This window comes from Paraburkholderia graminis C4D1M, assembly GCF_000172415.1.
Lineage (GTDB): Bacteria > Pseudomonadota > Gammaproteobacteria > Burkholderiales > Burkholderiaceae > Paraburkholderia > Paraburkholderia graminis.
The window spans coordinates 14,976-28,175 of record NZ_ABLD01000027.1 but is presented as its reverse complement, the minus strand read 5'-3'; the positions used below and the strand labels follow the sequence as shown (position 1 = coordinate 28,175).

General features: G+C 62.5%; 12 protein-coding genes. 7 read left to right on the top strand and 5 right to left on the bottom strand.

All coding sequences use genetic code 11. From position 1 onward, the window contains the following. Positions 1 to 66: 66 nt before the first annotated feature. Positions 67 to 1,416, bottom strand: a complete 1,350-nt coding sequence (locus BGRAMDRAFT_RS28400) for an MFS transporter (protein ID WP_006052339.1) — start codon at positions 1,414 to 1,416, stop codon at positions 67 to 69. A gap of 176 nt (positions 1,417 to 1,592) precedes the next feature. Further along, positions 1,593 to 2,510 (bottom strand): 5-dehydro-4-deoxyglucarate dehydratase, encoded by a 918-nt coding sequence (kdgD, locus tag BGRAMDRAFT_RS28395; RefSeq protein ID WP_006052338.1) that lies wholly within the window; start codon positions 2,508 to 2,510, stop codon positions 1,593 to 1,595. A gap of 217 nt (positions 2,511 to 2,727) precedes the next feature. On the opposite strand from kdgD, the gene garD reads away from it, so the two are divergent. The 7 genes from garD (at position 2,728) to BGRAMDRAFT_RS28360 (ending at position 11,127) form a co-directional block, all read left to right on the top strand. Continuing rightward, positions 2,728 to 4,317: a galactarate dehydratase gene (garD, locus tag BGRAMDRAFT_RS28390; RefSeq protein ID WP_006052337.1), complete on the top strand. Its 1,590-nt coding sequence runs from the start codon at positions 2,728 to 2,730 to the stop codon at positions 4,315 to 4,317. A 120-nt stretch (positions 4,318 to 4,437) separates the two neighbouring features. Beyond that, positions 4,438 to 5,280, top strand: coding sequence for an NAD-dependent epimerase/dehydratase family protein (locus BGRAMDRAFT_RS28385; protein WP_006052336.1), 843 nt, complete (start codon positions 4,438 to 4,440; stop codon positions 5,278 to 5,280). Then, positions 5,277 to 6,227 (top strand): SMP-30/gluconolactonase/LRE family protein, encoded by a 951-nt coding sequence (locus BGRAMDRAFT_RS28380; protein WP_006052335.1) that lies wholly within the window; start codon positions 5,277 to 5,279, stop codon positions 6,225 to 6,227. Before BGRAMDRAFT_RS28385 ends, BGRAMDRAFT_RS28380 begins: the two co-directional genes overlap by 4 nt. Positions 6,228 to 6,898: 671 nt before the next feature. Continuing rightward, the gene (locus BGRAMDRAFT_RS28375) at positions 6,899 to 7,891 is read left to right on the top strand and encodes a TRAP transporter substrate-binding protein (protein WP_006052334.1); all 993 of its coding nucleotides are present in this window, start codon (positions 6,899 to 6,901) and stop codon (positions 7,889 to 7,891) included. Between the two features lie 76 nt (positions 7,892 to 7,967). Beyond that, on the top strand, positions 7,968 to 8,483 hold the full coding sequence (locus BGRAMDRAFT_RS28370) for a TRAP transporter small permease (RefSeq protein WP_006052333.1): 516 nt from the start codon (positions 7,968 to 7,970) through the stop codon (positions 8,481 to 8,483). Positions 8,484 to 8,490: 7 nt separating this feature from the next. After that, on the top strand, positions 8,491 to 9,843 hold the full coding sequence (locus BGRAMDRAFT_RS28365) for a TRAP transporter large permease (RefSeq protein ID WP_006052332.1): 1,353 nt from the start codon (positions 8,491 to 8,493) through the stop codon (positions 9,841 to 9,843). Positions 9,844 to 9,921: 78 nt separating this feature from the next. Beyond that, positions 9,922 to 11,127 carry a porin gene (locus BGRAMDRAFT_RS28360; protein ID WP_006052331.1) on the top strand — a complete coding sequence of 402 codons (1,206 nt, stop codon included), beginning with the start codon at positions 9,922 to 9,924 and terminating at the stop codon, positions 11,125 to 11,127. A gap of 110 nt (positions 11,128 to 11,237) precedes the next feature. Here the strand turns inward: BGRAMDRAFT_RS28360 and BGRAMDRAFT_RS28355 are convergent, their stop codons facing one another. Genes BGRAMDRAFT_RS28355 through BGRAMDRAFT_RS28345 form a run of 3 tightly spaced genes read right to left on the bottom strand, consistent with a single transcriptional unit; the run spans position 11,238 to position 13,166 of the window. Continuing rightward, positions 11,238 to 11,429 carry a 4-oxalocrotonate tautomerase gene (locus BGRAMDRAFT_RS28355; protein WP_006052330.1) on the bottom strand — a complete coding sequence of 64 codons (192 nt, stop codon included), beginning with the start codon at positions 11,427 to 11,429 and terminating at the stop codon, positions 11,238 to 11,240. A gap of 59 nt (positions 11,430 to 11,488) precedes the next feature. Next, positions 11,489 to 12,265 (bottom strand): class II aldolase/adducin family protein, encoded by a 777-nt coding sequence (locus BGRAMDRAFT_RS28350; protein WP_006052329.1) that lies wholly within the window; start codon positions 12,263 to 12,265, stop codon positions 11,489 to 11,491. Between the two features lie 31 nt (positions 12,266 to 12,296). Beyond that, positions 12,297 to 13,166, bottom strand: coding sequence for an urea transporter (locus BGRAMDRAFT_RS28345; RefSeq protein WP_006052328.1), 870 nt, complete (start codon positions 13,164 to 13,166; stop codon positions 12,297 to 12,299). Between the last annotated feature and the right edge of the window lie 34 nt (positions 13,167 to 13,200).

The window sequence follows — 13,200 nt, the reverse complement described above, 5'->3', positions numbered from 1 at the left end:
GAGGTGAGGGCCGGGCCGCAGCGCGCGGCCGCGGCCCGAAGCCGGGCGCTGTAATTCGCGCCGCGCTTAGCGCGGGCGCAGCTCCACGCGCTTGATGTCCTTCACGATCACGAGGTAGCTGAACACCGTCAGCAGCGCGTTCGCGCCGACGAACACCAGCGCGCCGTTGAACGAGCCGCTTTGCGCGACCAGGTAGCCGATCACGATCGGCGTGACGATGCCGGCCACGTTGCCGAACATGTTGAAGATGCCGCCCGACAAACCGAGCGCTTCCTTCGGCGACGTATCGGCGACCACCGCCCAGCCGAGCGCGCCGATGCCCTTGCCGAAGAATGCGAGCGACATCAGCGCGACGACGATCCAGTCGGTGGAAACGTAGTTGCAGCCGATGATCGACACCGACAGCAGCATGCCGCCGACAATCGGCACCTTGCGCGCGACGGTCAGCGAATGGCCGCGCCGGATCAGCGAGTCCGACAGAATGCCGCCGAGCACGCCGCCGGAAAATCCGCAGATCGCCGGCAACGACGCGACGAGGCCCGCCTGCAGAATCGTCATGTGACGCGCCTGCACGAGGTAGATCGGAAACCAGGTCAGGAAGAAGTACGTCAGCACGTTGATGCAGTACTGCGCGAGATAGACGCCGACCAGCATCCGGTTCGTCAGCAACTGGCGCACGAGCGACCAGCCGCCGGCCTTTTCGACGTCGGCGGGACCGGTTTTCTGGTGACCGTTGATCACGCCGCCGCCCTGTTCGATGTACTCGAGTTCCGAAGCCGACACGCCCGGATGGTCGGCGGGATGCTTCATCACCTTGAGCCAGGTGAGCGCGAGCAGCAAGCCGGCCACGCCCATCACGACGTACACCATGTGCCAGCCGAACGCGTGCGTGAGCCAGGCCATCAACGGCGTGAAGATCACTGCCGCGAAGTATTGCGCCGAGTTGAAGATCGCCGATGCGGTGCCGCGTTCCTTGGTCGGAAACCAGCTCGCCACGACTTTGGCGTTGGCCGGAAAGGCCGGCGATTCCGCCGCGCCCATCGCGAAACGCAACACGAAGAGACCCGTCACCGCGGCGGCCGCGCTGCCGAGCAATCCGATCGAGCTTTGCAGCAGCGTGAAGAGCGACCAGAAGAAAATGCTCGCGGCGTACACGCGCCGTGCGCCGAAGCGGTCCAGCAGCCAGCCGGCCGGCAATTGCGAGGCCACGTAAGCCCAGCTGAACGCCGAGAAAATGTAGCCCATGCGGATCGCGTCGAAGCCGAATTCGGCGCGCATCGCCGAGCCGGTGACCGACAGCGTCGCGCGGTCTGCGTAATTGAACGTGGTGATTACAAAGATAAGAAGCAGGATCGCGTAGCGGACTTTGGTGCGCTTTGCGACGTTGGCGGAACTCGCCGTGCGGCTCATTTCCATGGTCATCTCCTTAATTCTTGTACAAGAGAGCGGGCTCGTGGCCTCGACCGCATGTGCGAAAAACGCCCGGCGACGCGGTCGTCTCCGGGCGCTCCTTGCGCAGCCGTCTATGCGGCTCTCATCTGCGGCAGTTGTCCGCGTGGCCGGCAGTCGATCCGCCGGCCACGCGCGCTGCGTTACTGCGGGCCGAGCGTCTTGATGAGCGCGTCGAGTTGCGCCATTTCTTCTTCGGTCAGATCGGTCAGCGGCGCACGCACCGGGCCGGCGCTGTGGCCGACGAGCTTCGCGCCCGCCTTGACGATGCTCACCGCGTAACCGGCACGGCGGTTGCGAATCTTCAGGTACGGCAGGAAGAATTCGTCGATCAGTTTGCCGACGGTCGCGTGGTCGTCCGCGGCGATTGCGCGGTAGAAGTCCATCGCGGTCTTCGGAATGAAGTTGAACACCGCCGACGAGTACACCGGCACGCCCAGCGCCTTGTAGGCCGCGGCGTAGACTTCCGCGGTCGGCAGGCCGCCGAGGTACGAGAAGCGGTCGCCCAGACGGCGGCGGATCGTCACCATGTTTTCGATCTCGCCCACGCCGTCCTTGAAGCCGATCAGGTTCGGGCAGCGCTCGGCGAGACCCTCGAGCATGTCGGCGTTAAGCTTCGAATTGGCGCGGTTGTAAATGATCACGCCCATGTTCGGCACCGACTTGCAGACTTCTTCGGCGTGCGCGGCGATGCCTTCCTGGCAGGCTTCCGTCAGATAGTGCGGCATCAGCAGAATGCCGTTTGCGCCGTGGCGCTCGGCTTCTTTCGCATACTCGATGGCGACGCGCGTCGGGCCGCCAGCGCCGGCCAGGATCGGCACCTTGCCCTTGCAGACTTCGGCTGCGGTGCGCACGACGTTCGAATAGTCGTTGTGCGTCAGCGAGAAGAACTCGCCCGTGCCGCCGGCGACGAACAGCGCCGAAGCGCCGTACGGAGCGAGCCATTCGAGGCGCTCGGCGAAGGTGTCGGCGCGGAATTCGCCTTGTGCGTCGAAGTCGGTGACCGGAAAGGAGAGGAGGCCTTCTGAAACGATCTGCTTGAGTTCCTGCGGTGTCGTCATGATGTCTGTATCCAGGCGTCGGTGTAGGTTGGATCAATAGAAATGAAGATTTCTTATACGTCATCGTACAACAACAATTCGGCTAACTCAACGGTGTTTTCGCGGCATAATGGTGCTGTTAGGGTAAATACGGAACATCTCGCGCGATTCGCATGTTGTAGGATGACGTATGAATAAGCTGGCGCAGAAGGCGTAAATCGCCATAAGGATCGATGCAATGGAACTTTCACCGCTCTACATTCGCGTTCACCCCAATGACAATGTCGCGATCGTCGTGAACGACGGCGGACTGGGTGAGGGCGCCGTATTCCCCGACGGCCTCGTGCTGCGCGAGCGCGTGCCGCAGGGCCACAAAGTCGCGCTGGCCGATCTGGCCGAGGGCGACGAGGTCATCCGCTACAACGTGGTGATCGGCTATGCGCTGAAGGCGCTGCCCAAGGGAAGCTGGATCAACGAGCACGTGATCCGCATGCCGAGTCCGCCGGGACTCGAAGATTTGCCCATCGCGACGATCAAGGCGCCGGCCATGCCGCCGCTCGAGGGCTACACCTTCGAGGGCTATCGCAACGCGGACGGCTCGGTGGGCTCGCGCAACATTCTGGCGATCACCACGACAGTGCAATGCGTGGCGGATGTGGTCGAACACGCGGTCGTGCGCATCAAGGCCGAGTTGCTGCCGAAGTACCCGAATGTCGACGACGTGGTCGGCCTCGGCCACACCTACGGCTGCGGCGTGGCGATCGACGCGCCCGACGCGATGGTGCCGATCCGCACGGTGCGCAACATCGCGCTGAATCCGAACTTCGGCGGCGAGGTGATGATGGTGAGCCTCGGTTGCGAGAAATTGCAGCCGGAGCGCCTGATGCCGCCCGGCACGATTCCGATCGCCGCCGCGCAGAACCCGAGCGAGATCGCGGACATCGGCGATCTTGGCGCCGACGAGAACGGCGACGTCGTCGTGTTGCAGGACGAATCGCACGTCGGCTTCCAGTCGATGATCGATTCGATCATGAGGACCGCGGAAGGTCATCTGAAGCGGCTCAACAACCGGCGTCGCGAGACGTGTTCCGCCGCGGATCTCGTGGTCGGCGTGCAATGCGGCGGCAGTGACGCGTTTTCCGGCCTCACCGCGAATCCGGCCGTGGGCTTCGCGACCGACCTGCTGGTGCGCGCGGGCGCCACCGTGATGTTCTCCGAAGTGACCGAAGTGCGCGACGGCGTCGATCAACTGACGGCGCGCGCGGCCAACGCGGACGTCGCGCAGGCGATCATCCGCGAGATGCAGTGGTACGACGATTATCTGAAGCGCGGCGGCGCGGACCGCAGCGCGAACACCACGCCGGGCAACAAGAAGGGCGGGCTGTCGAACATCGTCGAAAAGGCGATGGGCTCGATCATCAAGTCGGGCAACTCGGCGATTTCGGGCGTGCTGTCGCCGGGCGAGAAAGTGCGCCAGAAAGGGCTGATTTATGCGGCGACGCCGGCGAGCGACTTTATCTGCGGCACGCTTCAACTGGCGGCCGGCATCAATCTGCACGTCTTCACGACGGGCCGCGGCACGCCGTACAGTCTCGCCGAAGTGCCGGTCATCAAGGTCGCGACGCGTTCGGATCTGGCGCGCCGCTGGCACGACCTGATGGACATCAACGCGGGCACCATCGCAACGGGCACGGCGACGATCGAAGAGGTGGGCTGGGAACTGTTCCGCTTCATGCTCGACGTCGCGAGCGGCCGCAAGAAGACCTGCGCCGAGAAGCTGAAGCTGCATAATGCGCTGGCGCTGTTCAATCCGGCGCCGGTGACCTGAGTGCCGCATCTGGCGAGCCGCGAAATTCGCGGCTCGTTTTACGTGGTGGCTTCACTGCTTCGTTAGCTTCATTTGCCTTGTTCGCCTCATCCGCCTCATAGACGGCTCAAACAAAAAGACATGACTGATTCGAATTCCGACCGCCCATCCTCGAAAAAACCGTTTCGACGCCTGCTGCTCACCGGCGCGGCAGGCAATCTCGGCAAGCAATTGCGCGGCGCGCTGGCCGCGTGGGCCGACGTGGTGCGCGTGACCGACATCGCGCCGCTCGGCGAGCTGGCTGCGCACGAAGAAGCGTCGATCGTCGACCTCGCCGACGAAGCCGCGGTCCTCGCGCTGCTCGAAGGCGTGGACGCGGTGATTCACCTCGGCGGCATCTCCGTCGAAGCGCCGTTCGCGGATCTGCTCGAAGCGAACATTCGTGGTCTGTACAACCTGTATTCGGCGGCGCAGAAGCAGGGCGTGAAGCGCGTCGTCTACGCAAGCTCGAATCACGCGGTCGGTTTTCATCCGGTGACGGAAGTGCTCGATACGGATGCGCCGTTGCGCCCCGACAGCCTGTATGGCGTGACGAAATGCTTCGGCGAATCGCTGTCGCGCTATTACTTCGACCGCTTCGGACTCGAAACGGTGTGTCTGCGGATCGGCTCGTCGTTCGAGCAGCCGAAGAACCCGCGCATGCTCGTCACGTATCTGAGCTATCGCGACTTCATCGAACTCGTGCGCTGTTCGCTGTTCACGAATCGCGTCGGGCACGCGATCGTGTACGGCGTGTCGGATAACCGCACCAAGTGGGTCGATAACACCAAAGCGGCGTTTCTCGGTTTCCGTCCGCAGGACAGCTCGGTTCGGTTCGAGCATCTGTTCCCGGTCACCGCGCCGACTGCCGATCTGGACGATCCCACGCAGCGCTTTCAGGGCGGCCCATTCGTGCTGGCCGGGCCGATGGAGCCGAAGCGATGAGCGCGGCGGGCAATCCTCGCGTCGAACGGGTCGAACGCGTCGAAGCGGCGGGGCCGGTGCCGGCTGCCGTGGGCGAGAGTCCGGTATGGCGCGCGGCCGAACAGGCGCTTTACTGGGTCGATATTCCGGCGCAAAAAATCGTGCGCTTGCGACTCGAAAGCGGCGAGCGGTCTGAATGGCTGTTGCCCGAGAAGGTCGCGTGCATCGCGTTCGATCGTCGCGGCAACGTGCTCGCGGGCTGTGAGACCGGACTTTTCGCGGTGACGCTGAGCGACGCTTCGGCGCCTCTTGCGACGCAAGCCGAGCCCGTGAAAGTCAGCGGACGCAAGCTCGCCGCGCCGGTCTTCCCGTTCGGCGACATGCGTTTCAACGACGGCCGCTGCGACCGGCAAGGCCGCTTCTGGGCCGGCACGATGGTGCAGGATATGGCGGCCGCCAACCCGGCCGGCGCGCTCTACCGATTGGACGCGGACGGCGTGCTGTCGGCGCCGGTCGTGGACGGACTCATCACGCAGAACGGCCTCGGCTGGTCTCCCGATGGCAGCACGATGTATCTGTCGGACTCGCACCCGCTGCGCAGACAGATATGGGCTTTCGACTACGACGTCGAAACCGGCGAGCCGCGCAACCGGCGCGTGTTCGCGGACCTGAACCACTATGTGGGGCGGCCCGACGGCGCGGCGGTGGATGCCGACGGCTGCTACTGGATCTGCGCGAACGACGCGGGCGCGCTGCTGCGCTTCACGCCGCAAGGCAAGCTCGACCGGCAGATTAACGTGCCCGCGATCAAACCCGCGATGTGCGCATTCGGCGGCCGCGACCTGGACACGCTGTTCGTCACGTCGATTCGCCCGGCGGCTGGCGCGAGCGAACACGACGGGCATCTCTTCGCGGTGCGTCCGGGCGTCAGCGGCTTGCCAGAGCCGGAATTCGCCGGCGATCTGTAAGCGAAAGAGAGCAGTCGGAAAGAGCGCCGGCGCGGGCAACGCGACCGGCGCTTATTGTTTCACGCTCGTTAATTCATCACTCGTCATACAACATTGTGGCGCGGGTACGACGATTTCGTCGTCGTTTTACGAAAAGTCGGCGTTCCGGCTTTAGCCCATCGCATTGTTTTGCAATCCCCATCGCTGTCGCGCTTATCCATGCTGACAGCGTATTCAGGTCATCTCTACCGGATGCCCGTTTCCTCGGGTAAATACCGTCTGTACAACTCAAACTGCGTTTTATAGACTTCGTATGTCGTCGTACAACGTATAAGCGCAAACAGATTGCTTTCTGTACTTTTCGAGATAGCAGCGCATTGCGTGGTACGCGGCGGCTTTGGCGTGCGCGACGGTTCAGAGGTTCACGCCCAGGCATGCCGACGCAGCAGAAGTAAAAGAAGTCGAGTTGTCTGACAGGAGTGCTGATCTTTGTGCCGGGGACGTTGCACGGACAGCACGGCAGGGCGTTCGCCACCGCAGGGGACCGCGGGCGCCGCGCCGGGAGACGCAGCAAAACCATGTCACATCCGAGACTGGCCGTCGTTACGGCAGTTCGCTACCGGCTGTCCGCGAGCGGCTGTTGCAAGCGGCTCTTTGCATCGATTGGATGTCTAATTTTGAGGAATGTCACGATGAATAAGAAGTTTGCCTCTTCCCGTGTTTCGTTGATCGTCGCCGCCTCCGTGCTGGCCTTCGGCGCCATGTCGGCGCAGGCGCGCGTGTTCCGCGTGTCGGACGTGCATGGCGACACGTACCCGACGAACATGGCCGTCAAGTACATGGGCGAGCAGATCAAGAAGGCAACCGACGGCAAGGACTCGGTGAAGGTATTCGGCAACAGCGCACTTGGTTCGGAGAACGATACGATCGATCAGGTGCGCATCGGCGCGCTCGACATGGCGCGCGCGAACGGCGCGGCATTCAACGAGATCGTTCCTGAATCGATGATCCCGTCGCTGCCGTTCCTGTTCCGTGACATCGACCATTTCCGCAAGGTGATGTACGGCCCGGAAGGCCAGAAGATTCTCGACGCGTTCAAAGCGAAGGGCATGATCGCACTGACTTTCTATGAAAGCGGCGCGCGCTCCATCTACACGAAGAAGCCGATTCGCACGCCCGCCGACATGAAGGGCCTGAAAGTGCGCGTGCAGCCGTCGGATCTGATGGTCGACGAAATCAGGGCAATGGGCGGCACGCCGACGCCGATGCCGTTCGCCGAAGTCTATACGGGCCTGAAGACGGGCCTCGTCGACGCAGCGGAAAACAATCTGCCGTCGTACGAAGAGACCAAGCACTTCGAAGTCGCGCCGGTCTATTCGGAAACGCAGCACTCGATGACGCCGGAAGTTCTCGTCTTCTCGAAGAAGATCTGGGACACGCTCTCGCCGCAAGAACAGGAAATCATCAAGAAGGCCGCGGCTGATTCCGTGCCGTACTACCAGAAGCTTTGGACCGCACGCGAAAGCGACGCGAGCAAGACCGTGACGAAGGGCGGCGCGCAGATCGTCGCACCGTCGCAGATCGATCGCGCGGCATTCGTCAAGGTGATGCAGCCGGTGTGGGCGAAGTATGAAAAGACCCCGCAAATGAAGCAGCTCGTCGACGAAATCCAGGCAATCAAGTAAGAGTCGCATGGTGTTTTACGCAGCGGGAAAGTCTTGCAGGAAGCTGCGGACTTTCCCGCTGCATGCCGCATGCTGAATGCCGCCGCTGATGTCGGCAGGCAAGAATGGGATCAAGAGATTCATGAAACGCCCAAACGATTTTCTCTTTCGCACGCTAACCGTCATCGCCTCCGTCAGCCTTGCCGCGCTGAGTCTGCTGGTGATCTATGGCGTCGTGATGCGCTATGTATTTAGCGACGCGCCCGATTTCGTCGAACCCATCGCGCTATTGCTCGTAATCGTGATCGCGATGTTCGGCGCCGCGCTCAAAGTTCGCGAAGGCGGCCATATCGGGCTCGATTCGCTCGTGAAGAGCCTGCCGGTGAAAGGCCAACTGATCGCGCACGTGTTCCAGCACTTGTGCCTGATCGCGCTTGCCGTGGCGATCTTCTTCGGCTCTCTGGAGATGGCGGAGACCACGCGGCATGACCACATTCCAATTCTGGGTTTGCCGGAAGCGCTTCGTTATCTGATCCCGGTTATTGCCAGCGTCTGCATCGCGTCGTTCTCAATCGAGAACCTGCTCGCGCTTTTCGCAAAGAAACACAAATAGAACAATCATGGAACTTGCCCTCCTTTCTATCAGTTTCATCGTTTTTCTGGTACTCGGCGTTCCTGTTTCGTTCGCGCTGGGACTCTCGTGCGTGCTGACGTATCTGTACGAGGGACTGCCCGCGGCCACCGCCATGCAGTCGATGGTCTCGGGGATGAATGCGTTTTCATTCCTCGCCGTACCGTTCTTCATCTTCTCCGGCGAGCTGATGCTCCACGGCGGGATTGCCGATCGCATCCTGCGTTTTGCGCAAGCCACCGTCGGTCATTTCCGCGGCGGCCTCGGCATGGCCAATGTGGTCGCGTGCACGTTGTTCGGCGGCGTCTCGGGTTCGCCCACGGCGGACACATCGGCAATGGGCGGCGTCATCATTCCGTTGATGAAGCGCGAAGGCTACAGCGCCGCATACGCCGTCAACGTCACGACGCATTCGTCGCTGGCGGGCGCGCTGATGCCGACGTCGACGAACATGATCATCTACGCGTTCGCCGCGCAGGGCATTACAGGAACGCTGAACGGTGTGCCGATGAGCGGCGTGTCGATCGGCGATCTGCTGTTCTCGGGTCTCTTGCCGGTGTTGTGGGTGATGGGCTTCGTGCTGATCGCCGCGTACTGGCAAGCCGTGCGCTACGGCTATCCGCGCCGTCCCGACGGTTCCACCGGACTGCAGCGTTTCCCCGGCTGGCTCGCGGTCGCGCGCACGTTCCTCGGCGCATTGCCGGGCCTGATGGTCATCGCGATCATTCTGGTCTGCGTGGCAAAGGGTATTGCTACGGCGACGGAAGCCGCCGCTATTGCAGTCGCTTATTCGCTTGTGCTGACAGTCGTCGTGTATCGCACGATGACGCTGAAGAAGCTCTCTTTCGCCTTGTCGAAAGCCGCGAAAACGACGGGCGTCGTGCTGCTTCTGATTGGCGTATCGAACATGCTGCGCTACCAGATGGCTTATCTGGAGATCCCCGATGCAATCGAGCACATGCTCGACGGCGCAACGAGCATTCCCTGGTTGATGCTGCTGTACATCAACATCATCCAGATCTTCCTCGGCACGTTTGTCGATATGGCGGCGCACATTCTGATCACCACGCCGCTGTTCCTGCCGATGGCAATGCATAGCGGCGTCGGCCCCGTGCAGTTCGGCATCATGATCCTGCTGAATTGCGCATTGGGTCTCGTGCATCCGCCGATCGGCTCAGTGCAGTTCATCGGCTGCGCGATTGGGAATGTGTCGATTGGGGAAACTACCAAGGTGGCGTGGCCTTATTACCTCGCTATCTTCAGCGCCATTAACATTGTGACGTACGTCCCGATGTTCTCCACGTGGTTGCCGAGCCTGATTAATGGACACCCGGTTTTCTGACCGGACATCCCGATTCACCGGTTGCGCGGTTCAGACAATGACCGGTAGTCAAGAACAATTTTTTAAAGAGGAGCATAAATGAAAAAGGCACTAGCAACCTCCGCCCTTGGCCTGTTCGCCCTTGGCGCACACGCTCAGAGCAGCGTGACGTTGTACGGTATCGTCGATACAGGGATCGGCTACCAAAGCAGCTCGGCTGCGCTCGGCTCGAATTCGGGCGGCCGCTCGGTTGTGAAGATGAACAACGGCATCTGGGCGGGTAGCCGCTTCGGCCTGAAGGGTAGCGAGGATCTTGGCGGCGGCACGAAGGCCATTTTCCAGTTGGAGCAGGGCTTTAACAGCGCAACCGGCGCGCAGAGCGTGAACGGCCTCGGCTTCAGCCGCCAGGCCTGGATCGGCGTGACGAACCCCACGTACGGTACGCTGACGGCTGGCCGTCAGTACACGTCGTACTACACGCTGCTGTCGCCGTATAGCCCGACTACGTGGCTGACGGGCGCTTACGGCGCACACCCGGGCGATCTCGATTCGCTGGATACGATCTATCGCGCGAATAACTCCCTCGTGTACACGTCGCCGAAGATGTACGGTGTGACGGTGAGCGGTTCGTACTCGTTGGGCGGCGTGCCGGGCAGCTTCAACGCCGGCTCGACGTGGAGCGCCGCGGTGCAGTACCTGAACGGTCCGTTCGGTATCGCAGCGGGCTTCCAGCGCATCAACAACTCGACACCTGGCGGTGGTCTGTGGGGCCCCGAGTCGACTACGTCGAATAACGGTGCGACGAGCGGCCCGGGTCTGTCCGGCATCACGAACGGCTATCGCACGGCGCAGGCTCAGCAGCGCTTCGCGGTTACCGGCGGCTACGCGTTCAGCTCGCAATGGGACGTGTCGTTCTCGTACTCGAACGTGCAATACATTCCGGGTGTGAACTCGGGTTTCCGTCATCAGGCGACGTTCAACACGGGTGGCGCAGTGGTGCACTTCAAGCCGATCGGCGCACTCGACTTGGCAGCCGGCTATAGCTACACGCGTGCGACGGAATCGAATGGCATTTCGAGCGCAGCCAGCTATCACCAGTTCAACCTGTCGCAGTACTACAGCCTCTCCAAGCGTACGGGTCTGTATGCGGTGGAAGCGTATCAACGTGCGAACGGCAAGACGATCGGCAACAACGGCGTGAGCATCATCAACGCGACGGCCGATATCGGCGACGGTCAGAACAGCGCGCCGTCTTCGTCGCGCAGCCAGGTTGCAGGCGGCGTGGGCATCATTCACCGCTTCTAATGGCTCTGGAGTAGCGGCGGCGTGTTGTTACGCCGCCACAGCGGCGCATTTTGTTCATGCGTCGCTGAGCAATAAAACCGCTGCGCGCACCGCGCGCGCAGCGGTTCAATTCAACTCTCGCTGTCGGACCACAAGCGTCCTCCCGTCGCCCAATTTTCGCGCTTCACGTCGGTGAGAATAATGTCCACCGAATTCGGTTCGACGCCGAGCGACTCGCATGTCGCTTTCGTGATTGCTTCGACGAATTGGCGCTTCTGCTCGAGTGAGCGGCCTTCAAACAGTTCGATATGAAACGTGGGCATAATGTATATGGCTCCGTTGATAAAGCGATCGGCGTACTGCGCCGCGTGCCCGTTAAGCGCTAATCACGATAGCTCGGATCGAGCCGGTCGAGCTTGCGCAGCAGCGCGGGCCATTCAAGTATTCCTTCGATTGCGCCGCCATCGTAGAGCTGCTCGGCCGTGCGAGTGGCGATTGCATCGTCGGGCACGACGAGCGGCGCGCCGCATGCCTGCGCCTGCAACTGGATCTCGCAAGCCTTGAGCAACGTGGCCATCAGCACGTACGCTTCGGCGACCGTGCGGCCGACCGTCAGCGTGCCGTGATTGCGCAGCAGCATGGCCGGCTTGTCCGCGAGATGCTCGACGAGGCGCTCGCTCTCAGCGGGTGTGAATGCCAGGCCTTCATAGTCGTGATACGCAAGCTGGCGATAAAAACGCAGCGCGTGTTGCGACGCGGGCAGCAGTCCCGCAGGCTGCGCGGAGACGGCCACGCCGGCCGTATTGTGCAGATGCATCACGCAGAAAGCGTCGGCGCGCGCGGCATGCACGGCCGCATGAATCGCGAAGCCCGTCACGTTCACCGTGTATTCGCTTGCACCGACGATATTGCCGTCGACGTCGATCTTCACGAGATTCGACGCACGCACTTCATCGAATGTGAGGCCGAACGGATTGATCAGGAAGTGGCCCGGCTCGTTCGGCACGCTCGCGGAGATGTGCGTGTAGATGAGATCGTCCCAGCCGTTGAGCGCGACGAGTCGATACGCGGCGGCGAGGTCGACGCGAGTCTGCTGCTCCGCGTCGGAGCGTGGCCCGGATTGCGCGACGCGGCCCTTCGGTACATGAGCGAACGACATATGTTTCTCCTGATGGTGCGTAACGGAGTGCCTACGAGTAGAGCATTAGCGCGCGACGCTGCTTCAGCCATTGCACGCCCCACGTTGCGGCGACGAACGGCGCGGTCAGCACGGGCAAGCCAACGCTCGCAGCGCCCGCTTGCAGCAGCGCCGCGAGCGTCACGCCGCCGAGCATCCATACAAGCCCGTATTCGGCCAGCGCCAATGCGGTGAGCGCGCCGTTGAATCCTAGCAGGCCCGCGTTAAACGAGCTTGCCGTCGCGCCCAGCAGCAGATGTTCGGCACTCGCGAGCGCCGCACCCGTCAGCGCGCAGAGCGCGTGGCGCGGAGATGCCACGGCGATGCCGATCAGCACCAGCACGCCGGCTGATGCTCCGCCAGCGAACGCGGTTTGCGCGAGACCAGCGAGCAGGCCGCTGGCGAGGTCGGCGTGCGCGTGCGCCGTTGCGAGCGTCGACGATGACGGCGCGCTTGCGGTCATCGGCAGCCAAAGCCAGGTGACGATCAGACAGGGACTCGAAAAATAGTCGAGGCCGCGTAAGCGCAGCCATCGCGACCACGGTGCGAGCAGCCAGGCCGTGCCTGTTGCGGCGAGAATCGCGACGGCGGCAGCGGTCGCGTTGTCGGCGATGAAACTGAACGCGGCGAGTCCGGCCAACGCGCCGTTGAAACCGTAGAGTCCTGCGTGCAGGTCGTCGTCGGAATAGCCGGCCAGCACCGCGCTCACGTTGGCCGCGACCGCGCCGGTCGGCGCCGCGCACGCGAGACGCGGCTCCCACAGTAGCCAGGCGGCCAGCAGACATGCGCCCGTAAAAGCGTTCGCTTGCAGCACGATCTGGCCAAGACTGCGCAGCAGCGTGCGTAGTGCTGCGGAGTGTGCTTCGGTCGCGGCGGCGTGCATGAGTTGTGGATCGATGAGCGTTGGAATCGCGGCG

Coding starts and splice junctions, on each gene's coding strand:
- BGRAMDRAFT_RS28400 (WP_006052339.1), bottom strand. CDS start 1,416: ATGGAAATGAGCCGCACGGCGAGTTCCGCCAACGTCGCAAAGCGCACC.
- kdgD (WP_006052338.1), bottom strand. CDS start 2,510: ATGACGACACCGCAGGAACTCAAGCAGATCGTTTCAGAAGGCCTCCTC.
- garD (WP_006052337.1), top strand. CDS start 2,728: ATGGAACTTTCACCGCTCTACATTCGCGTTCACCCCAATGACAATGTC.
- BGRAMDRAFT_RS28385 (WP_006052336.1), top strand. CDS start 4,438: ATGACTGATTCGAATTCCGACCGCCCATCCTCGAAAAAACCGTTTCGA.
- BGRAMDRAFT_RS28380 (WP_006052335.1), top strand. CDS start 5,277: ATGAGCGCGGCGGGCAATCCTCGCGTCGAACGGGTCGAACGCGTCGAA.
- BGRAMDRAFT_RS28375 (WP_006052334.1), top strand. CDS start 6,899: ATGAATAAGAAGTTTGCCTCTTCCCGTGTTTCGTTGATCGTCGCCGCC.
- BGRAMDRAFT_RS28370 (WP_006052333.1), top strand. CDS start 7,968: ATGCCGCCGCTGATGTCGGCAGGCAAGAATGGGATCAAGAGATTCATG.
- BGRAMDRAFT_RS28365 (WP_006052332.1), top strand. CDS start 8,491: ATGGAACTTGCCCTCCTTTCTATCAGTTTCATCGTTTTTCTGGTACTC.
- BGRAMDRAFT_RS28360 (WP_006052331.1), top strand. CDS start 9,922: ATGAAAAAGGCACTAGCAACCTCCGCCCTTGGCCTGTTCGCCCTTGGC.
- BGRAMDRAFT_RS28355 (WP_006052330.1), bottom strand. CDS start 11,429: ATGCCCACGTTTCATATCGAACTGTTTGAAGGCCGCTCACTCGAGCAG.
- BGRAMDRAFT_RS28350 (WP_006052329.1), bottom strand. CDS start 12,265: ATGTCGTTCGCTCATGTACCGAAGGGCCGCGTCGCGCAATCCGGGCCA.
- BGRAMDRAFT_RS28345 (WP_006052328.1), bottom strand. CDS start 13,166: ATGCACGCCGCCGCGACCGAAGCACACTCCGCAGCACTACGCACGCTG.